This window comes from Streptantibioticus silvisoli, assembly GCF_027947535.2.
Classification (GTDB): Bacteria; Actinomycetota; Actinomycetes; order Streptomycetales; family Streptomycetaceae; genus Streptantibioticus_C; species Streptantibioticus_C silvisoli.
In genome coordinates, this window is the sequence record NZ_JAAGKO020000002.1 from 117,710 (window position 1) to 137,680 (window position 19,971).

Sequence of the window (19,971 nt, forward strand, 5' to 3'; positions counted from 1 at the left end):
CGGCGCAGGTGTGGACCGGCTCGTGGGTCGGTGACCGGCTCGGCGTGCGGCTGACCGGATCGCCGCGGCTGACCGGCATGCTCGGCCTGGCCGTGCGCGACAACCCCAAACGCGCCCACCTGCTGGTCTCCGGCGTGCTCGGCAAGCACGTGCCGGCCGCCCCGGCCGCCGTGCACGGCGCCGGACTCGCCCTCGGGCGCACCACCCGGACGCTGCTCGGCCCGGCCGCCGCCGCCCGCGCCGTGGTGCTCGGCTACGCCGAGACCGCCACCGCGCTGGGCCACTCGGTGGCCGACGGCATCGGCACCGCGCCCTACCTGCACTCCACCCGCCGCGCGGTGCCCGGGGTGGCCGACGCCGGGCGCTTCGAGGAGGCGCACAGCCACGCCACCTCCCACCTGCTGCTGCCCGAGGACCCCGGGCTGCTGTCCGGCAGCGGCCCGCTGGTGCTGGTCGACGACGAGTTCTCCACCGGCAACACCGTGCTGAACACCGTCGCCGCGCTGCACGCCCGCGCCCCGCGCGACCACTACGTCGTCGTGGCGCTGGTCGACATGCGCACCGGTGCCGACCGCACGCGGCTGGAGAAGTACGCCGCCGAACTGGGCGCCCGCGTCGACGTGGTGGCCCTGGCGACCGGCCAGGTCACGCTGCCCGACGGCGTGCTGGAACGCGGCCTGGCCCTGGTCGCCCGGCACCGCACCCCGCCGCCCGCCCCGGCCGCCGGACACCACGCCGTGCGGATCGACCTCGGCTGGCCCGCCGCACTGCCCGACGGCGGCCGGCACGGCTTCACCCCGGCCCACCGCGCCCGGCTGGAGGCGGCGCTGCCCGGCATGGCCGACCGGATCCGCGCCGCGCTGCCGCCCACCGCCCGTCGCGTGCTGGTGCTGGGCTGCGAGGAGCTGATGTACGCCCCGCTGCGGCTGGCCGGCGCGCTGGAGGCGGCCGGCGGGCTTGAGGTGCGGTTCTCCACCACCACCCGGTCCCCGGTGCTGGCGGTCGACGAACCCGGCTACGCCATCCGCACCCGGCTGGTCTTCCCCGCCCACGACGACCCCGGCGACGGCCCCGGCGAGCGCTACGCCTACAACGTCGCCCCCGGCCGCGATCCGGCCCGCCGGTTCGACGCGATCGTCGCCGTGCTGGACTCCACCGCCGACACCCCTCAACTGCACGCGCCCGGCGGCCTGTTGAGCCACCTGGCCGCACACACCGACCGGCTCGCGCTGGCCGTCGTACCCAGCCACACCCCCGACCGGCCGGCCGCTGGACGGCCGACCACCGAACGGCAGGTCCGATAACCCATGCTGTCCGAACCGCTGCGCGGCCCCGCCTTCTCCAGCTACCCCGCCGACGAGGTGGGCTGGCTGCTGAAGGACCTCAGCGACGTGCCGCTGGAGGCGCCGGTCGAGGAACGCGAGGAGGCCGTCCAGCACGGCGGCGCGCACTACGCCGAGTCGCTGCCGGTGGAGTACCGGCCCACCGAGGAGTACCTCGCGCTCTTCCACGCGGCGCTGGCCGCCTCCGCCGACCGGGTGGCCCGCGCGGTCGGCGCCGTCACCGGCCTGCTGCTCGCCGAACGCGCCCGCCCCGGCCACCCCCCGGTGCTGGTCTCGCTGGCCCGGGCCGGCACCCCGGTCGGCGTCCTGATGCGCCGCTGGGCCCGCCGCGCCCACGGCCTGGACCTGCCGCACTACGCGGTCTCCATCGTCCGCGGCCGCGGCATCGACACCAACGCGCTGCGCTGGCTGGCCGCCCACCACGACCCGCGCGACGTGGTGTTCGTCGACGGCTGGACCGGCAAGGGCGCCATCACCCGCGAACTGACCGCCGCCGTCGAGGAGTTCGGCCGCCACGGCGGACCGGCCGGCTTCGACCCGCGGCTGGCGGTGCTCGCCGACCCCGGCCGCTGCGTCACCGAGTACGGCACCCGCGACGACTTCCTCATCCCCTCCGCGTGCCTGAACTCCACCGTCTCCGGCCTGGTCTCGCGCACCGTGCTGCGCGCCGACCTCACCGGACCGCGCGACTTCCACGGCGCCAAGTTCTACCGCGACCTGGCCGCCGACGACGTCTCCGGGCACTTCACCGACACCGTCGCCGGCCGGTTCGGCGCCACCGACGACGCCGCCGCGAACGACACCGCCCGGCTGCTCGGCGCCACCGCCGAGCGCGCCCCCGACTGGGCCGGCTGGCAGGCGGTCACCCGGATCAGCGACGAGTACGGCATCCACGACGTCAACCTCGTCAAGCCCGGCGTCGGCGAGACCACCCGGGTCATGCTGCGCCGGGTGCCGTGGCGGGTGCTGGCCCGGCGCGGCACCGGCGCCGACCTCGACCACGTCCGGCTGCTCGCCGCCCAGCGCGGCGTACCGGTCGAGGAGGTCGACGAACTGCCGTACTCCTGTGTCGGGTTGATCCACCCGCACTACACCCGCGGCGCCACCGGTGCCGACGGCAGGCTGGCGGCCACCCGGTGACCGTCCGCCCGGCGCCGGCCCACCGCGCCACACTCGTCGCCACCGACCTCGACCGCACCCTCATCTACTCCAACGCCGCCCTCGCCCTGACCATGCCGGACGACCAGGCGCCCCGGCTGCTGTGCGTCGAGGTCCACAACGGCCGCCCGCTGTCCTTCGTCACCGAGCGGGCCGCCGCCCTCATCGAGGAACTCGCGGCGGCCACCGACTTCGTGCCGGTCACCACCCGCACCCGCGACCAGTACCGCCGCGTCCACCTGCCCGGACCGCCGCCGCGTTACGCGGTCTGCGCCAACGGCGGCCACCTGCTGGTCGACGGCCGCACCGACCGCGACTGGCACGACCGGGTGCGCCGGACCGTCGCCGCCGGCTGCGCGCCGCTCGCGCAGGTGCTGGACCACCTGGTGCGCCACGCCGACCCCGGCTGGCTGCGCAAGGCCCGGGTGGCGGAGGACCTGTTCGTCTACCTGGTGGTCGAACGCGACCTGGTGCCGCAGGAGTGGATCAAGGAGATCAGCGGCTGGGCGGCCGACCGCGGCTGGACCGTCTCCCTCCAGGGCCGCAAGCTCTACGCGGTCCCGGTCCCGCTGACGAAGTCCGCCGCCCTCGCCGAGGTGGTCCGCCGCACCGGCGCCGACCGGGTGCTGGCGGCCGGCGACTCCCTGCTCGACGCCGACCTGCTGCTCGCCGCGGACCACGCCTGGCGCCCCGGCCACGGCGAACTCGCCGACACCGGCTGGACCGCGCCGCACCTGACCGCCCTCACCACCCGGGGCGTCGCGGCCGGCGAACTCATCGTGACCCGCATGGCCGCCTGGCTCAAGGAGAACTGACGCGCCGTCAGAAGCGGCCGGAGGTGGGCCGCACCGCCGGCCGGCGGCCCCGGGGTACGGCGCCGTCGTACCGCCGCTCCGGTGGGGGCGCTCCGGGGGGAGGCCCGCGCCGGTCCGGGGCCGCTGCAAGCGAATCGCGCCGCTGGCCGGCGGCCCCCGGTGCGCGGCGCCGTCGAACGGCCGCTCCGGTGGGGGCGCTCCGGGGGAGGCCCGCACCGGTCCGGTGCCGCTCCAAGCGAATCGCGCCGCTGGCCGGCGGCCCCCGGTGCGCGGCGCCGTCGAACGGCCGCTCCGGTGGGGGCGCTCCGGGGGAGGCCCGCACCGGTCCGGTGCCGCTCCAAGCGAACCGCGCCGCCGGTGCGTACCCTCACCGGTCCGCCGCCTCAACGGCGGATGACGCGCGAGCAGTTGGCCTTCCCCTTCGCCACCCGGTCGGCGTTCGGGCGCTCGCTGGACGCGATGAACTTCAGCGCCTCGCCCCGGCTGCGGCCGCCGCGCACGTGCCGGCGCAGCAGCCTGGCCTCGCGCACCGGCCAGGGGACCTCCACGTACCACAGCGCCGCCAGCAGCCCCCGCACCTCGCGCCAGCCCTCGCCGTCGTCGGCCAGGTAGTTGCCCTCCGTTATCACCAGCCGCGCCGACGGCGGCACCACCAGGCCCGCCGCCACCGGCTCCTCGATCGCGCGGTCGAAGTCGGGGACGTAGACCGGCCGCGCCGTCTCCTCGCGCAGCCGGCGCAGCAGGTGCACGTACCCCCACACGTCGAAGGTCTCCGGCGCGCCCTTGCGGTCCCGCAGCCCCAGCGCGTCCAGCCGCGCGGTCGACAGGTGGAAGCCGTCCATCGGCACCCGGGCCGCGGTGCCGGGCCCCAGACGTTCCTCGACGCCGCGCGCCAGGCGCCTGGCCAGCGTCGACTTGCCGGCCGCCGGCGCGCCCGCCAGGCCCAGCAGCGCCCGGCCGCCCGGCGCGCCGTCCGCCAGCTCCGCCGCTTCGTCGATCAAGGCGCTCAGCATGCGCGTACCCTATGCACCCGCGACGTGCCCGTGAATCCCCCGTGGAGGCTTTGGTGACCGACAGCAAGAATCCGCCGCTCACCCCCGAGCTGTACGACTACCTGCTCGCCAACAATCCGCTCTCCGCCGCCCAGCGCGACCTGATCGCGGTAACGGAGGAACGTTTCGGCTCGGTGGCCGGCCTGCAGACCGCGCCGGAGCAGGGACCGCTGCTGGCCTTCCTGGTGCGGCTCACCGGTGCCCGGCGGATCGTCGAGGTCGGCACCTTCACCGGTTACTCCACGCTGTCGATGGCGCAGGCGCTGCCGGACGACGGCACGCTCATCGCCTGCGACGTCAACGAGGAGTGGACGGCGCTGGGCCAGCAGGCCTGGCAGGCGGCCGGTGTCGGCGACCGGATCGACCTGCGCATCGCGCCGGCCCTGGAGACCCTGCGCTCGCTGCCGGCCGACCCGTGGATCGACCTGTCCTTCCTCGACGCCGACAAGGCCGGCTACCCGTCGTACTGGCAGGAGCTGGTCCCCCGCACCCGGCCCGGCGGGCTGCTGGTGGTCGACAACACCTACTTCCACGGCGGCGCCGCCGACCCCGCCGCCACCGGCAGCGCCGCCGCCATCCGGGCGTTCAACGAACTGGTGCTGGCCGACGACCGCGTCGAGTCGGTCCAGCTCAACGTCGCGGACGGTCTGACCCTCGCCCGTCGCTCGGGCTGAGCGGCCGGCTGCCGCCCGGCGGGGCACCGGGCGGCGGCCGCAGCGGCCGGCCGTGCGCGGTCACCGCCTCCGGCTGCCTCCCGGTGCCGTCGTCCTGCGCCAGCCGCTCGCGCTCCGCCTGCTCGGGGTGGCGCTGCTGCCAGTACGGGTTGTCGTGCGGCAGATGGCTGTGCACCCGCCCGTACATCCCGAACGTCATCAGGATCAGCCCGAAGACGAAGCTGAACAGCACGTTGGAGATCTTGAACGCGAGGAAGTTCGCACCGGTGTCCAGCAGCGCCAGGTTGACGAAGCCGCTCAGCACGAACACCACGCCCAGCACCATGTTCACGGTGGACGCGACGTTCCCGCCGATGATCATGCCGCCCAGCAGCAGCGGACCGACCACCACCGACAGCAGGCTCAGCGCGCCGTTCGAGCTGAGCCCCGCCACCTGGTCGCCGTTGGTGGAGAAGAACCCGACCTGGCCGAAGAAGCCCAGGATGCCGAAGGTCAGCAGGACCAGACCCATCAGCCCGGCCCCGGCCCGGTAGACCCGGCTGAGCGGGTGGTCCGTCGGCAGGTGTTCGTCGAGTCTCAGCATCGGCCGGCCTCCCTGGTACGGACGCGGCACCGCAGCAGGCGTCCGCCGCCACCGCGTCCCTCCAGCATCCGCCGCGATCGGCGGACAGGCCACTCGCCCGGCTCAGCCGCAGGCCACGGCCCCGCCGGCCCGGCGCACCCGGCCCGCCGACGCCGGGGTCAGCCGCAGCACCCGCCCCCGCAGCACCCGCCGCCCCCGCCCCCGCCGGCCCGCGGCGCGGCCGACTGCGAGGCGGCACCGGTCACGGCCACCGTCGACAGCAGCTTCACCGTGTCCTCGTGCCCGTCCGGGCAACTGGCCGGCGCGGCGGACTCGGCCATCGGCCGGTTCTTTTCGAACGTGGCGCCACAGGCGCGGCAGCGGTACTCGTAACGAGGCATGCCACGCAGGATAACCGCGGGTCACCGTTTCGGATACGGGCCACGGGTGGGCCGGGTGGGCGCCGCCTTGCGGTGGGCGGTGAGGGTGCTGGGGTGCGGGGGAGGCGGGCCGGCGGCGGTGAGGGCGCCCGGGGGTGGCGTGGGTGGCGGTGAGGCGGCCGGTGCCGGGGAGGTGGCGGCCACCGGTGAAGGCGGCGCCTTGCGGTGAAGGCGGCCGGCGGCGGTGAAAGCGGCCCCCGGTGAACGCGGTCGGCGGCGCCGAGAGCCGCGGTGCCCGGCGAGGACGGCGCCGTCGGCGGGGGTCAGCGCTGGGTGGCGCGTTCCTCGCGGATGTTGAGCACCACGCGCTCGGCGGTCTGGCGGATGGCCGCGGTCTCGGTGAGGAACGCCCAGTAGTCCGGGTGCCGCCCGGTGAGCGCGGCGACGGCCGCGTCCAGCCGGGTGACGCCCTCGTCGAGCGGGCGGGCGTGCTTCGGCTCCGGGGTGGCCCGGCCCTGCATGGCCAGCCGCTGGGCGTCCCGCAGGGCGAACCGCGTCTTGTCGATCTCCGCCTGCTGGTCCTTGCTGACCTCGTTGAGCCGGCGCAGCCGGTCGCCGGCCGCGGCCACCGCCGCGTCGGTGCCGCTGAGCAGGTCGCGGACCGCGGCGATCGCGTCGCCCGCCTCCTGCCAGCGCTGCCCGTCGCGGGCGGCCGCCGCCTCGTCCAGCTTGCGGTGCGCCTGGGCGGCGGCGGTACGGGCCTGGTCCGGCACCTGCTGGAGGTCCTGCCAGCACGCGGCGCTGAACCGGCGCCGCAGCTCGCTCAGCGTGGGGCCGACCTGTTCGGCGCGGGTGGTCAGCGCCTCGACCCGGGTACGCAGGCTGACCAGCCGCTTGTCGATCTCCGCGGCCCGCTCCGGCAGCCGTTCGGCCTCGGTGCGGATCTCCTCCGCCCGGCGCCGCACGTCGTCGGCGCGGCGGATGGTCTCCTGGACGCCGTGCGCGCTCGCGCCCTGGTTCAGCTTGGTCAGCTCCGGCGCCAGCGCCGCCAGCCGCGCGGCCAGGTCGTCCGCCTTCAGCCGGCCGGCCCGCACGGTGTCCAGCGCCCGGGTGGCCGCCAGCAGCGACTGCTTGGCGCGTTCCACCGACGGTGCCAGCCGGGCGAGTTCGGTCTCCGCGCGGGTGAGCAGCGGTCCGAGGCTGTCGGCGAACCGTCCCAGGTCCGCGCGCACCTTGCCGATCTCGTCCTTCGCCAGGGTGAAGGCGTTGCGCGCCCGGGTCGCGGTGGCCAGGTCCAGCTCGACCGCGTCGAGGTCGTGCGCGTCGACGGTGTCGATGTAGGCGGCGCTGACCTGGTCGATCCGCCGGCCCAGCGTCTCGAAGTCGGCGGCGGCCTTGCGGCCGGCGGGGGAGCTGTCGACGGCCGTGATCGCCTCGATCGAGATCGTCAGGTCCCGCTGGGCGGTGTCCAGCTCGTAGAACGCCTCCGCCGCGGCGTCCTTCGCGGCCTGCGCGCCCGCACGGTGGTCGTCCCCCCGCCCGCGCCACCACGATCGTGCCGTCGTCACATCCCTCTCCCGCTGCTCCACCCGTCCGCGTCACTCCCCGTCCATCCTCGCACCCCCGCACCCCCCGACGCGCCCCCCGTCCTCCCGCACCCCTCCCAGGATTTGTCCCCGCCGCCCTCCAGCACGGTAGGGTGACCTCTCCCGTGCGTGCCCCCGCACGCACCCGGGCGCATAGCTCAGCGGTAGAGCGCCGCTCTTACAAAGCGGATGTCGCTGGTTCGAACCCAGCTGTGCCCACCGGAAACGCCCTGGTGAACAGGGCGAAGGCCCAGGTCGAACGCTGTTTTGACCTGGGCCGTTCCTCTGCCCGGCGAGCCGGGCGGTGGGCGCCGCGAGAGCCCGTGCGCATGCCGCAGTGAACGACGGCGTTGCCCGGCCGGTCGCCGGTCTCGATCGTGGACGGCAGGCTCCACGGCACGTCCGCCCGGAGGGCCAACCCGGCCTGTGTGCGACCGCGTTGCGCGCGGAGCGCGGCGATGCGGGCGCCGATGTGTCCCGCGGCAGGCTGGGCTCCCGTTCTGCCTCGACACCAGAGCGGTACCGCCGCAAAACGGCGAACGGCCCTCCGTCGCGGGGCCGTTGCCGTTGCGGGGAACGACGAACGCCCCCGCCCGGCCCGAAGGCCGGCCGGGGGCGCGAGTGGTTCGGCGGCGGCGCGTCCCGGTCGGCTCGTTCTCCACGGCTCCGTCCGGGAGGCCGTAGGAAGGGGCCCGGGAGCCGGCGACGATCAGTCGTCGTTGCTGCTCCAGCCACCGTCCTTGTCCTGCGTGTACTCGATTCCCGTACTGCCCACGTCGAGCTGTGAACTGAAGTGCTGGAAGTCCGACTCGTCGTCCGCATGGGCCGACGTGACGGCGATTCCACTGAGCAGGAGGGATCCGAGGAGTACAGCGGCGATACGGCGCATTGAGCGTCCTCCACGTGGTTCGATTACTGCCTGTATGAACCTATATTTACCGAATAATGTGTGAGGAAGCGCCCGACGCGCCCGAGTGGGCCCGAGGCGAGTGCCGGCCGGGACCGGGTGCGGCAGCTGGCGAAACGCCCCGCCCGGCCCGAAGGTCGGACGGGGACAGGCGGTTCAGTGATGGCTCCGCGGGTCGAGCGCGGCGGCCGAAGCCGTCGGAGACGGGGATGCGGGCGCGAACGGGGTGGATCGGGGACGCATGTGTGGGCGACCCCTGTGGCGCCCTTGCGTCCTGTTCGGAGGACGCCGGGCCGGTGCCGCACGGCGCATCGGCAGGGCGGCGGCCTGATATGGCAGTTGTTATCCAGATAGGATTAATTATGTAATTAATCCATGCGCATGAGATTGCGATAGGTGGGAGAAAATGCTTCCGGAGGGAATCTATTCGCCAATGACTCGTTCGAGTGGAACGCGATCTGCTCTGTTCCGTTGGGCGGATTTGGCAATTTACGATGGCCGGACAGGACTCGATCCGACGGTCCCGTGAATAGTGGAGGTATCAACGATGGCTCTTCGTCGCCTCATGGCTGTGTCGGTAATCGCTGCGGCATTCCTCGCGCCGATGATGTCGGCTCAGGCTGACGAACCCAGCGGTCGAAACGATCTCTGCCCGCAGGGCTATGTGTGCTTCTGGAAGACCTCGGACCCCTCCGGCCCCCCCGACAACATGTATTACAACCCCACGGAGCACACGTGTGACAACGTTCCGGGAGGCTACGCCCGGGTTGTCGCGAACAACTCGTCAAAGGCGTGGGACTTCTACAACGAGCCGAACTGCGGGGGAACTTACACGACCCTCAATCCTGGGCACCGGGAAAACCTTGGCACTGTGAACTCCTGGAGGTAAGGGAAGGCGGCGCCGGACACGCCCATCGTCCTTGCCCGGTCCCGGGGGCCGGGCAAGGACGAGGTGTTCAGTGGCGACGCCGCAGATCGAGCGCGGCGGCCGAAGTTGTCGGGGACGGTGAGGTCGGCTCGGTCGGGCTGGTGTCGGGAGCGCGTGTGTAGTGGGTGCTGCCGTCCGCGTCCGCACTGCGCGTACAGGTGGTCCCCGTAGGTTCGCAAATGTCCGTCCGGCTGGCGTCCGCCCCGGTTCGCCGCGGTCTCCCTTGTCGCCGTGTCGCCCCCCGCTCCGTGCTCACCTTGGGGGCCTGTCGGGTAGGCCGGCCCTGGGCGCCGTCCGTGCCGGGGGAACCTGTGGCGCCCGCAGCGCCCGCTGCGCCGGACGGCCCGACCGCGCCGGCGGGGTCGCTGGGGCCCGATTTCCCGACCACCGGTCCCGTGGCGCCGCCTCGTCCCGGCGAGCCGGACGCTCCGGGCAGCCGGGGAGGCATCGGCTGCCGGGCGGCCCGGCGACGGGGGTGTGGCCCAGTCCCTCGACTTGCCGGGCGAGAGCGTCGCGTGCCGCGTTGGCGGTGTGTACCCGGGTGGACGGGCTCTGCGGGGTGATGGCGATCCACGCGAACGCGGCGAGGCCGAGCAGGACGGCGACCGCGAACAGCACGTCTTTGCGTCGGTTCACGAGTGCACCCCCGGGACGCGAGGTGGATCGTCAGCACGAGGGCGAGGGCGAGCACGAGGGCGAGGACCGGTGCGATCAGCGCGGTGAAGATCGACCGCCGATCGGCCGCCTGCTGCTCGGCCGCTTTCTCCCGCTCGCGCTCGGCGCCCTCGAACTCCTTGCGCATCGTAGCCATGTCGCGGTCGCCCGGCGGCCCCGCGGGCGTCATAGACGTCCCGGCGGACGAGCTGGTCGAGGCGGACGGTCAGGTTGCCGCGAGCGTGTCCGTGATGAGCCGCCACAGCTCGGAGTTGGACGGCTCATCAGCCACGGGTCACTTCCGGATGAGGCGGTTTGCGGAACGATCTGCCCGCCGTGGACGACGAACACGGCGCCCTCGACGGCCCGGCCGACGCGGTGACGGGCTCCGGCGCGGGCACGGCGGCCGGGGTCGGCCCGGTGTCGGCTGCGGTGTTGGTGCTGGGCTCGGCCATCGGCGCGGCCGGGGCGCCGAGTTGTGCCACCACGCCGTCGGGGAACGCCTTGGCGTCGTCGCTCAGCTCGGCCTCGACCTTGCGGACGACCGGGCTGACGCCGGTCGCCGCGCCGGTCGCCGGCGCCTTCCGTGCGGCGGGTTCGATCGCTGGCAGCCGGCCGAGCCCCTTGTTGATCTGCACCGTGTGGCTGATGGGCCGTCCGATGATGGCGATCCCGGCGGTGAGGAAGCCGGTGGCAGTGTCGGGCGTGATGCGTGTCCGGATACTGAACTTGAACGCGCGATGTCGATCGGCTCGTGGTGGCGGTGTCGGGGGCTGAGACCGCCGGATGCTGCCGGCCCGGGTTCAGGACGGTGTCTGCACCCGGCGCCAGGCCGCAGCGAGATTCACCTCGACGTTCATCGCTCCGGGAGCAGACCTCCAGCCATGAGAGGCAGCCGCCCTGCGCGAAGACCAGGACCTCGCCTGGGCACTCACCGGTTTCGGTGAGTGGCTGTACGTCGGCAGCCACGACAGTGCCGGGGCCTGTTGGCGCCGGCTCCACCGCGTCGGTGTCGAGTTCGAAGTAGGCAGTACCGCAACCGCATTTGCGACGGGATCGCACCCTGAGGGGACACCTGCCGTCGGAGGGCGAGGTGAGCGGGCTCGTCCGGGTTCAGGACGAGGCCAAGCACGTCGGTTACGTCCTCGGGCAGACTGTCAGTCATGCCGTCACCGTAGCTGACCAGCGGCTTTTGGCCGCGACCACGTCGGGTCCACTGACCCGGCGCTCACAGGTTCAGGGGAAGGTCGGTGCTGGCGAGGCAGCCGTTGATGACCTCCGGTCGGTACTGCAAGCATCTTCAGTTTGCGCTTCACAGCGCGGGTGATTTTGCCGAGGTCGGCCGCAGCCAGATTGCCGATGTCTCGCTCGACCAGTGACCGGACGCCCTCGGTCGGATTGAGGTCCGGAGCATAAGTGGGCAGCAGCCACTCGGCGTTCGCGTCGATGAATTCGCGCATGCCAACCGTCGGGTGGAGGCGGACGTTGTCCCAGATCAGCACGATCGGCCCGCCGAGCCGGATGCGGGCGCGGACGATCAGGTTGTGGAAGTCGCGCCGGCCGAAGCCCTTCGGCTCGTCCTTCCGACCCCGGTACTCCTGGATCGCGTAGATCAGTCGGAAGCGCTCGCCGGGCCTTCAGCAGGTCATGCCTGCCATCGACACTCGTCCGGAGCCCCGGCCTCTGATTTTCACGACCGGGGTCCGGCCGATCCGGCCCCAGGTCCTGGCTCGCGGCGGAGTCATCTACTGCGCGGCCTCGTCCTCGGAGACGATCCGGGCCCCACGCTCCGCCACCGTGGTCCTACCCGCGGCCAGGTCTCCTTCTTCCAGACCTCGACCGCGTCGTCATCGCGCTCGATCGCGCGTCTGGTGGGCTGCTGCCGGCTCGAGCCGTGTCGCTTCGGCAGCCGCCAAGTGCCTCGACCGTGCAGGAGACAGGGAAGAGTCGGCCGATCAGCCTTTTGATCCGCGCCAGCGTCCACCGCTGGTCCGCCCACCCGTGAGTCAACGGGCCGCACTCCAACTCCCGCTCCAGCCTGGCGATCTGGGCTTCGCTGAGCCGAGGTCTTCCCGGCGGCCCTTTCGACAGGACTCCAGCCTCTCCGCTCTCGGGCCGGGCCCGGCGCCACCGCTCGACCGACCGCACGCTGATCCGCAGGACAGAGGCGATCTCCGCGTTCTTCTGCCCAACCTCGACCCGCTCCACAGCCTGAAGCCGGTAACCGCTCCCGCGTGGCTCTCTCGGCGTCGGTCAACCCGCCGCCCTGTGCGTACCTCACGCTTCAGGGCTACCGGTGCCGACACACAACTGGGCGCCGCGGACAGTTGTGGAGACCCGGGCGCCGACCCGCCGATGCGGTATCGCGGCAGGCGCTTCACCCATATGGGTGACTGCGCCATATCAACTGACGGGTCATCATGTTGCAAAAGCGCGTGGCGCCGAGGGAGAAGTATGAAGAATTTGCAGTCATTGAGGGGCGTGGGTGCGGTCATTACCGCAGCCCTGTTGGTCGCCGGATTGGGTTCCGATCCGGCGCAGGCTGCCGAATCCCACAGCAGGGTTTTTGACGAGCCGGGCTACTTCGAGTTCAAGCTGCCTGATGGCGTGGAGACGTTCAAGGTCGCGCTGATCGGCGGTGGCGGCGGCGGAGGTGGCGGCGGCCATGAAGGTCACGATGTCGGTGGTGGCGGCGGTGGTGGTGGAGCCGGCGGAGTCGCCACGTGCACCGTGTCGCTCCTGGACGACGGGTTCGCCATGATCGGAGTGCGTGTCGGGGGCGGCGGAGGCGGCGGGCAGAAGGGGGAACTGCGCGGCGGTGGCAAGGGCGGCCAGGGCGCGGGCGGCGGTGGTGACGGCATTCCGGGTAACCGGAACGACGGTGGCGGAGGCGGTGGTGGCGGAGGCGGCGGCGATTCGAAGATGTTCCTCGTCAATTTCCGTGGCCCGAACAGAGACGTCACCGATGCGGCCGTCGCGAGTGGGGGCGGTGGCGGTGGCGGTGGCACCGGCTTCGCCGCGCAGCAGGGCATGGTGCCTGGTGGCAGGGGCGGCTCCGGCGGAGGTTCGTCCGGTGGTCACGCCGGCGCCCGGGGAAGCGATCTCAGGAAGGGCCCGCACAACGGCGGCGGGGGCGGGGGCGCCAGGTACCTGTGCGGGGGCGGTATCTGGAAGGTGCAATCGCGTGGGCACGGGGCGCAGGGTGGGACGGGAGGCGAGGCCAAGGCCGGAGGCACGGCCGGCCACCGCGGCACCCTCGACGGCCTGCCCGCCGGCATTCCGGCAACGGCGGGCCAGGGCGCGGCAGGCGGCTCCAGCAGCAGCGACAACAGCACCGGCGGCGCGACCGGGCACACCGGATACGTGGTCGTGAGCTGGTAACCGGCTCCACTGCGGAGAGGGAAATCCGCTCAGGTGCGTGAATTCATCGATCCGATTGGCGAACCATCATTTTCCTCATGAGGAAAATGCGCACCGCGACGGCCACAGCTGTTGCTTCCAGCCGACCCCTCCTGGCCGTGACCTGTGCCTTGTCCGGCCGGGCAAGGCACAGGTTCAGCCGTGGCCGGTTCGTCCCGGGCACGAAAGCCCCGAGCAGGTGATCCCGGATTCGCTGCCGCCCTCGGAATGCGGTGCCGCTGGCGGACTGCGGTGGACGGTGCCGTGATGCCGACGGGGCGCAAAGCCCGCGCGCGAGTGGCGGGTTCGGCGCGAGCGACGTCGGCGAGGGTGAACAACTGCCCCCGGCGATCGGTGAGGCCGGTGGCCTTCAGGCGTCCGCGCTCTCCCCACCTGCGGATCGTGAGCGGTCGTACGCCGGCGAGCCCGGTGCTGATGGCACGGCGCCGCGACTGTCGGCGCGCTGGGCGGCCTCGGCAGCGGATGAACGGCGTCAGCCCCGCTGCGGACGGGGGTGGGTGAGTGGGCACATCAACGGCCGATGGGGGGAATGTGGCGGGAGGCCGCCCGGCATCGTCGTCACTCTACGTAAGAAATAGGTATTTTCTGCGCAAAGAGACGGGACTCGGGAAGGTGGCGTCGATGAAGGTGATCACGGGTGCGCGGGTGTCGCGTGCGGTGGGTGTGCTGGTGATGGCGGGTGGTGCGGTGGTTCCGATGGGGCTGGCGGCGTCTGCCCAGGCGGCGTTGCCGACGTGCGCGAAGGTCATCACCGTGACGACCGCGAAGCGGATCGAGTGCTCGCCGCCGGCCGGTACCGGGCGGGTGCGCGTCCGCCTCGTCGGAGCCGGCGGTGGCGGTGGCGGGACCAGCTCGTTTCTCAGCGAGATCTCGCCCGGCGGAGGTGGTGGCGGAGGGGGCGCCCTGATCGAGTGCACCTACACCCCAACGTCCGAAGACCTGGTCTTCACCCTGTCCGTCGGCGCCGGCGGCAAGCCCGGCACGGACCGCACGGCGGGCGGGAAGGGCAGCACGACCTTCTCGTCCCTGGGCGGCAGGGTCGAGGCCGACGGCGGCAGTGGCGGCAAACCGGGCGTCATCCTCGCCAAGAAGCCCGCGGCCGGCAAGGGCGGCGCAGGCGGCAGCGGCACCTATCCCCGGACCTTCTGCTACGACCGCACCACCGGAACCAGGACCGCCGGAAGCCCCGGCACCTCCAACAGCAACGGCGGAACCGGCGGAGCCGCCGCCCGCCCGCTGCCCGCCGGATGCCCCACCGACGCCGGCCGCGGCGGCAAGGGCTCCGTGGGCTACACCCCCGCCAAACCAGGCCGCCCCGGCTGCGCCCGCGTCGAATTCCTCACCGGAAGCGCCTGACCCTCGCCCCCACCGTGGCCTCCGATGGCCACGGTGGGGCCGTACGGTGCGCGCCTGGGCGTGAGGCTCGCCCCTGACAGGAGTGGCTCGGGTGAGCGGGTGGCCGCAGAGCTGCCGGATGATGTACCACTCGCCGTCGGTCTCGGTCGGGCCGAACGCGGTGCGGCGGTGCGGCTGGCGCCGGTGCGGATGCCACCGGTGCGGTGGTGCGCCTCGGCGGCCGCGTCGGCGTCGTCATCGTGTGCCCCCGTGGACGACGCGGCCGTTGCGCGCGACCGTGAGGCGGTACGGGCCGGCCTCCGTCCAGGCGGTGATCCGCGAGTTGTCGCCCGGTCCGGCGAACGCGCCGACCATCCGAACCGCCCGGGCAACGGGCCCGCGAAACCCGCCCCGCGCGACACCGCCCGGCACCAGGTCCGTCCGGACCTCGTCCCGACCGCACTCGATCCGTCGCCCTGGAAGCCCACGCCCACCCTGTCCGGCCGGACACGGCTTTCGGGCCAGACGCGCCTGTCGGGCCGACCCGTCCGCCCCCGCCGGAGAACGGCCCAATGGGTGCGGTGGAACCCGGCGTTCACCCGCGACGGCACCCGGGCCCGGGCTCCGAACCTGCCCGACCACCACCACTCACCACCGATGGAGCCACCGCATCCCATCGACGTCCGCCGCGAAATATTGTGACGTTTGTGGCTGATCTGTGGCTGAAAGGTCACCCACTCATCCGGCCAAACTAAATACGCAACTTTATTGAAGGGTTGACCGGCCTGTTCGCCGCCCGTACAAAGTGGTCTTGACCAATCGGTTCGAGTGGTCAAGACCACTCCGTTCGCCCACGTGCAAAGTGGTCACCCTGCCGGTCCACCGGCCCGGTGCGGTGCCGCGATCGCAACACTCCTCTCACCCTTGGAGGGTCCATGCGAGTTGGAAGACGGATTCTGCGCAAAGCTCTCATCGCCGGCTCGGTGCTCGGGCTGACGGTCGGCGGCTCGGCCTTCGCGGCGGCCGCGACGCCAGCCGCGCAGCCGGCCACCACCTGCGCCGCGGCCTGGAGTTCCACCACCGCCTACACCGCCAGCCAGCAGGCGAGTGAGAACGGGACCAACTACACCGCCAACTACTGGACCCAGGGCAACAACCCGGCGACCAGCAGCGGCGGAAGCGGTTCCGGGCAGCCGTGGACGTCCAACGGCGCGTGTACCGGCGGATCATCGGGGGGAGGGGGCGGGACCGGCACCGGGACCGGAACGGGTTCCGTGAGCGGCCTGCTCTTCAGCCCGTACAAAGACGTCACGATCAACATGAACTGGAACACCTACCAGATGCAGTCGGCCGCGAGCGGGGCCGTCCTGCCGGTGGTGGGCTCCGGCAGCCTGGTGTCGCAGGACCTGCCGAAGCTGCCCGCGCTCACGGTCGCGTTCGCCACCGGGGCCTGCGGCAGTGAGAACTGGGGTGGTGTCTCGGGCGCCAACTGGGCCGCCGAGAACGTGCCGCAGCTCCAGGCCGCCAACCTGAACTACGTCATATCGACCGGCGGTGCGGCCGGCACCTTCACCTGCGGCTCGACGGCCGGCATGGAATCGTTCATCGCCCGCTACGCCAGCCCGCACCTGGTCGGCATCGACTTCGACATCGAGGGCGGCCAGTCCCAGTCGGACATCCAGAACCTGGTCGCCGCGGCGGCGGGAGCGCAGGCGCAGTACCCGAACCTGCAGTTCTCGTTCACCCTCGCCACGCTGGGAGCGTCCGACGGCAGCTACGGCGGCGTGAACTCGCTCGGCGCCGGGGTCGTCCAGGCGGTGCTCGGCTCCAGCCTGAAGAACTACGTCATCAACCTGATGACCATGGACTACGGCAACGCGTCCAGCAGCGTGTGCGTCGTCGCCTCCGGCAGCTGCGAGATGGCGCAGTCGGCGATCCAGGCGGTGACGAACCTCGAGCACACCTACAAGGTCCCGGCGAGCAAGATCGCCGTCACGCCGATGATCGGCATGAACGACGCCACCACCGAGACCTTCACCGCCGGTGACGTGGACACGCTGGCGTCGTACGCGAAGAGCAACGGCCTGGCCGGGCTGCACTACTGGTCGCTGGACCGGGACACCCCCTGCTCCGACGACTACGCGTCCCCCACCTGCAACTCGATCTCCAGCACGACACCGCTGGAGTACACCAAGAAGTTCATGAGCGACCTCGGGGACTGACACAGCACCCGGGGCGGGCCGCGCACGGACCACCGTGCGCGGCCCGCCCATTTTTCGGCCCGCCCATTGTGCGCGGACGCTCAATGAAGTCATGCATTCGAGCGTCAGCGCCTATTTCCCTGTTCCGGAAGGCCCGCGGCTTCCAGGCCGGTATCCGCTCGCCGTCCCGTACGAGCTGGCGTCCTTTCCGGAGACGGTCGAAAACCCGGCTTGCCGTTCAGCGCGATCGCCGTGGGGCGGTGATGCGGCCGGCCGGGACGTGTACGCCATGGCGCCGGTGGGCCGGATCGGGTCACCGGCCGGGCTGGCGGCGGACTTCGGGAGAGGGCTGCCTCAATCGTTGACGCACTGCCCCCGCTTGGCGGACAGAGCGCTGAAGCCGAAGTCGTACACGGTCTCGCCCCGGTTGACCTCGCGCGTCCGCCCCCGGTTGTCGAAGAACGGCCGGTCGTAGAAGCACCACGTCTGGAAGTCCTGGTTCACCGCGCTCCGCACGGGCGGTTGGAGCGCGGCCTCCTCGTCGAAGAGGAGACGCGAGTCACCCTCGAAGTTCGGCTCCGTCCAGGTGCAGACCGCGATGACCTGCGGACAGATCGGCTGGGCGGCCTGCGCTGGGGCGGCGGGGAGGACGGCCGTGCCGAGGCTCACCGTGGCCGTCGCGGAAAGCAGTCCCATTTTCTTCAGCAAAGTCTTCATGCGCACCCCTTCGATTCCGTGAATTCTGCGTGCTCTTCGACTGATGGATATCACGTGAGCAACGCGACGAAACCAGGGCTCGATAAGAGGCGTTATCTGCAAATAGCAATTTATTTTTCGGCTGTCGCTTCTCGGTAGCGCTTTGGTGAGCCGTTTGTCGATCTCGTGCGTCGGCTGCGGAGTGAAGCCCCGGGGCGCGGTGCCACCGGTGGACTCCGTTGGACGTTGCCGTGCGTTCACCTCCGGTGAGGTCCGTTGCCGGTACGTCCGTTGCCGGGGAGGTCCACCTCCCGCCGCCTCCAGCAGGTCGAGCAGCTCACCGGCGATGCCGCTCTTGCCGGAGCTGGACGTGCCGTTGCGCGGGATGACCGGCCGGGCGGGTGCTCGGTGTCGCGCATGCCGTCAGCGTGCCGGATACGGCCCCGGACGCGCCCGGCGTTCCGCGGTCGGCGGACGCCGTTCAGTCGGGCACGGTTGAGCCGGGCACCGTTGAGCCGGACGCCGTTCAGCCTGGCACCGTTCAGCCGATGGCAATCACCGGGTGGTCGGACGGGTCGATCCACCGCAGGACGCGCGTCAGCACCGGCGCGGGTACCGCGACGCAGCCGGCGGTGGGGCCGCCCCGGGGGCCGAGGTCGTGCAGGAAGATCCCGGCGCCGCGGCCCCTGACGGCGGGGGCGGTGTTGAAGTCGACGACCAGGGCGTTGTGGTACTGGACGGGGTACTCCGCCAGGTGCTCGCTGCCGTTGTCGCCGGTCTCGGTGAGGTGGAAGCCGCCGAGGACCGAACTGCGCATCGTGTTGTAGTAGGCGGACGTGGGGTCCTCCACCCACCAGTCGGTGCCGGTCACCCGGTGGTACGGCATCCGCGTGCCGGGGTCGGCGCCCACCCCGAAGGCGCGGCTGAGGGAGTACGTGCCGGCGGGCGTGGTGCCGGTGCCCTGCCGCCGGGTGGCGCCGGGGGTGAGGCCGTGGGCGCCGACGCGGGCGCCGTCGGTGCTGACGACCGGCTCCCAGCCGCCGCCGGTGCGCTGCCAGGCGGTGACGGTGGCGTGCGTGCCGCGGGCCACGACCGTGATGACCTGCGTGGTGGCCGGCCCGGCGGCGACCGCTACCGGGAGGACGGGGCTCGGGAGAACGGGCCCCGGCACGCCGGCCGCACCGGCCGCGTCGGCGCCGCCGCCGAGCAGCAGGGCGGCGGCGAGCACCGGGACGGCGCTGCGGCGCAGGACGCCGGTGCGGCGGGGGGAGTTGGAGGAGCCGAAAGAGGGGGGCATGCGGTGCGCTTCCGGTGGGGTGACGGTGGCGGTTCGACGCTGCCCGGTCCATCGGGGCCGACGGAAATCGGACGTTACGTCAGCGATTGTCCCGCGCGCACCGCCACGGACGCTCCTTGACGGTCGTACGGCGTGCCGTGTGCCGTGCCCGCGCAGGGGCCGGCTGACGTACACGTGCTGCGTGCCGTGCGCCCGCGCGGACGCCGGCTGACGTGTACGTACCGCATGCCGCGCCGCGGCGGACACCTTCCCCTGCGGCGCACCGCCACCGCCTTTTCGACGATCGTGCGGTGTACTGCGTCCTGCCTTGTCGACGGTCGTGCCGTGTACTGCGTGTTCTTCGGCAATCGTGCGGTGTACCGCGTGCTGCCTCGTCCACGGTCGTGCGGTGTGCCGCGTGCTGCCTCGTCCACGGTCGTGCCGTATACCGCGTGCCGTCTCTTCACCAGCCGAGCCGCGTACCGCCTCCCCAGCAGCCGCGCCGCGCACCGCATACCGCCCCCACACCCGCACCGCCCCCCAACCCCCGCCCCCAACCGCCGCGCAGCGTACCCGTACCGCCCGGACGGTCGGGTCTGCCGGGTGGGACGACGGGGGCGCGGGGGCTGTGAGCTGGCGGGGCGGCGGGATGGGAGCGGGGCGACATCGTGGTGACAGGCGGGCGTTGGGGGCGCGTTAGGACGCCGGTGGACTCTTCGTCCGGGCAGTCCGCCGGCGGTCGTCGCCGAGGGAGGCCCCTTAACGAAGGGACCGATGATGAAGAAGATCGAGGTTCGCAAGACCGGCGACGTCCGCCTGACCAGCCACGCCAACCCGCTGTACGGCGCGGTGAACGCGGGCGTGCACGCCAACCTGACGATCATCACCTGCGGCTGAGCCGTTGACGCCGGCTGCCCGCGGGACCGCGCCCGGCGCGGCCCCGCGGGCAGCCGCCACACCCCGCTGACCCGATCAGGACGAAGG

16 protein-coding genes, 1 tRNA gene and 2 pseudogenes are annotated in these 19,971 nt (G+C 72.5%); 10 read left to right on the forward strand and 9 right to left on the reverse strand.

What is annotated here, in order from left to right; genetic code table 11:
* Positions 1–8: 8 nt before the first annotated feature.
* Positions 9–2,483: pseudogene (locus POF43_RS02100) on the forward strand (phosphoribosyltransferase).
* Positions 2,480–3,316 (forward strand): HAD family hydrolase, encoded by an 837-nt coding sequence (locus POF43_RS02105; RefSeq protein ID WP_271321998.1) that lies wholly within the window; start codon positions 2,480–2,482, stop codon positions 3,314–3,316. Before POF43_RS02100 ends, POF43_RS02105 begins: the two are co-directional and overlap by 4 nt.
* 383 nt (positions 3,317–3,699) lie before the next feature.
* Here the strand turns inward: POF43_RS02105 and POF43_RS02110 are convergent, their stop codons facing one another.
* Complete coding sequence (locus tag POF43_RS02110; RefSeq protein WP_271312637.1) at positions 3,700–4,329, reverse strand: nucleoside/nucleotide kinase family protein; 630 nt, start codon at positions 4,327–4,329, stop codon at positions 3,700–3,702.
* A gap of 53 nt (positions 4,330–4,382) precedes the next feature.
* Here POF43_RS02110 and POF43_RS02115 point away from each other — a divergent pair, with 53 nt between their 5' ends.
* Entirely contained in the window at positions 4,383–5,042 is a 660-nt protein-coding gene (locus POF43_RS02115; RefSeq protein WP_271321999.1) for an O-methyltransferase, read from the forward strand.
* Here POF43_RS02115 and POF43_RS02120 read toward each other — a convergent pair.
* The 3 genes from POF43_RS02120 to POF43_RS02130 all read right to left on the reverse strand — a co-directional run bounded on the left by POF43_RS02120 (position 4,999) and on the right by POF43_RS02130 (position 7,552).
* Positions 4,999–5,625: a DUF4383 domain-containing protein gene (locus tag POF43_RS02120; RefSeq protein ID WP_271322000.1), complete on the reverse strand. Its 627-nt coding sequence runs from the start codon at positions 5,623–5,625 to the stop codon at positions 4,999–5,001. The two genes, POF43_RS02115 and POF43_RS02120, sit on opposite strands and share 44 nt — an antisense overlap.
* A gap of 158 nt (positions 5,626–5,783) precedes the next feature.
* Positions 5,784–6,005 carry an FmdB family zinc ribbon protein gene (locus POF43_RS02125; RefSeq protein WP_282698454.1) on the reverse strand — a complete coding sequence of 74 codons (222 nt, stop codon included), beginning with the start codon at positions 6,003–6,005 and terminating at the stop codon, positions 5,784–5,786.
* A gap of 302 nt (positions 6,006–6,307) precedes the next feature.
* Entirely contained in the window at positions 6,308–7,552 is a 1,245-nt protein-coding gene (locus POF43_RS02130) for a hypothetical protein (protein WP_271325958.1), read from the reverse strand.
* 165 nt (positions 7,553–7,717) lie between these two features.
* Here POF43_RS02130 and POF43_RS02135 point away from each other — a divergent pair.
* A tRNA-Val gene (locus POF43_RS02135) sits at positions 7,718–7,789 on the forward strand.
* Between the two features lie 490 nt (positions 7,790–8,279).
* Here the strand turns inward: POF43_RS02135 and POF43_RS02140 are convergent.
* Entirely contained in the window at positions 8,280–8,459 is a 180-nt protein-coding gene (locus tag POF43_RS02140) for a hypothetical protein (RefSeq protein WP_271325052.1), read from the reverse strand.
* Between the two features lie 625 nt (positions 8,460–9,084).
* Here POF43_RS02140 and POF43_RS35060 point away from each other — a divergent pair.
* Complete coding sequence (locus tag POF43_RS35060; RefSeq protein WP_372515776.1) at positions 9,085–9,366, forward strand: peptidase inhibitor family I36 protein; 282 nt, start codon at positions 9,085–9,087, stop codon at positions 9,364–9,366.
* Positions 9,367–10,395: 1,029 nt separating this feature from the next.
* Positions 10,396–10,836 carry a hypothetical protein gene (locus POF43_RS02145; RefSeq protein WP_282704367.1) on the forward strand — a complete coding sequence of 147 codons (441 nt, stop codon included), beginning with the start codon at positions 10,396–10,398 and terminating at the stop codon, positions 10,834–10,836.
* Positions 10,837–11,287: 451 nt separating this feature from the next.
* On the opposite strand, the pseudogene POF43_RS35265 reads toward POF43_RS02145, so the two are convergent.
* Together POF43_RS35265 and POF43_RS02160 are read right to left on the reverse strand one after the other, a co-directional pair.
* A pseudogene (locus tag POF43_RS35265) lies at positions 11,288–12,340 on the reverse strand (IS630 family transposase).
* A gap of 188 nt (positions 12,341–12,528) precedes the next feature.
* Positions 12,529–13,140 carry a hypothetical protein gene (locus POF43_RS02160; protein WP_282704368.1) on the reverse strand — a complete coding sequence of 204 codons (612 nt, stop codon included), beginning with the start codon at positions 13,138–13,140 and terminating at the stop codon, positions 12,529–12,531.
* A gap of 93 nt (positions 13,141–13,233) precedes the next feature.
* On the opposite strand from POF43_RS02160, the gene POF43_RS02165 reads away from it, so the two are divergent.
* The 3 genes from POF43_RS02165 to POF43_RS02175 all read left to right on the forward strand — a co-directional run bounded on the left by POF43_RS02165 (position 13,234) and on the right by POF43_RS02175 (position 17,036).
* Positions 13,234–13,440, forward strand: coding sequence for a hypothetical protein (locus POF43_RS02165; protein ID WP_282704369.1), 207 nt, complete (start codon positions 13,234–13,236; stop codon positions 13,438–13,440).
* Between the two features lie 660 nt (positions 13,441–14,100).
* The gene (locus POF43_RS02170; RefSeq protein WP_271324823.1) at positions 14,101–14,835 is read left to right on the forward strand and encodes a glycine-rich domain-containing protein; all 735 of its coding nucleotides are present in this window, start codon (positions 14,101–14,103) and stop codon (positions 14,833–14,835) included.
* 914 nt (positions 14,836–15,749) lie between these two features.
* A complete protein-coding gene (locus POF43_RS02175) occupies positions 15,750–17,036 on the forward strand; it encodes a hypothetical protein (RefSeq protein ID WP_271317340.1) in 1,287 nt (428 codons plus the stop codon).
* A 333-nt stretch (positions 17,037–17,369) separates the two neighbouring features.
* Here POF43_RS02175 and POF43_RS02180 read toward each other — a convergent pair whose 3' ends face one another.
* The gene (locus POF43_RS02180) at positions 17,370–17,732 is read right to left on the reverse strand and encodes a peptidase inhibitor family I36 protein (RefSeq protein ID WP_271324822.1); all 363 of its coding nucleotides are present in this window, start codon (positions 17,730–17,732) and stop codon (positions 17,370–17,372) included.
* A 520-nt stretch (positions 17,733–18,252) separates the two neighbouring features.
* Positions 18,253–19,008 (reverse strand): L,D-transpeptidase family protein, encoded by a 756-nt coding sequence (locus POF43_RS02185; protein WP_271324821.1) that lies wholly within the window; start codon positions 19,006–19,008, stop codon positions 18,253–18,255.
* Between the two features lie 753 nt (positions 19,009–19,761).
* Between POF43_RS02185 and POF43_RS02190 the strand changes: the two genes are divergently transcribed.
* The gene (locus POF43_RS02190) at positions 19,762–19,884 is read left to right on the forward strand and encodes a hypothetical protein (protein ID WP_271318462.1); all 123 of its coding nucleotides are present in this window, start codon (positions 19,762–19,764) and stop codon (positions 19,882–19,884) included.
* The last annotated feature ends 87 nt before the right edge of the window (positions 19,885–19,971 follow it).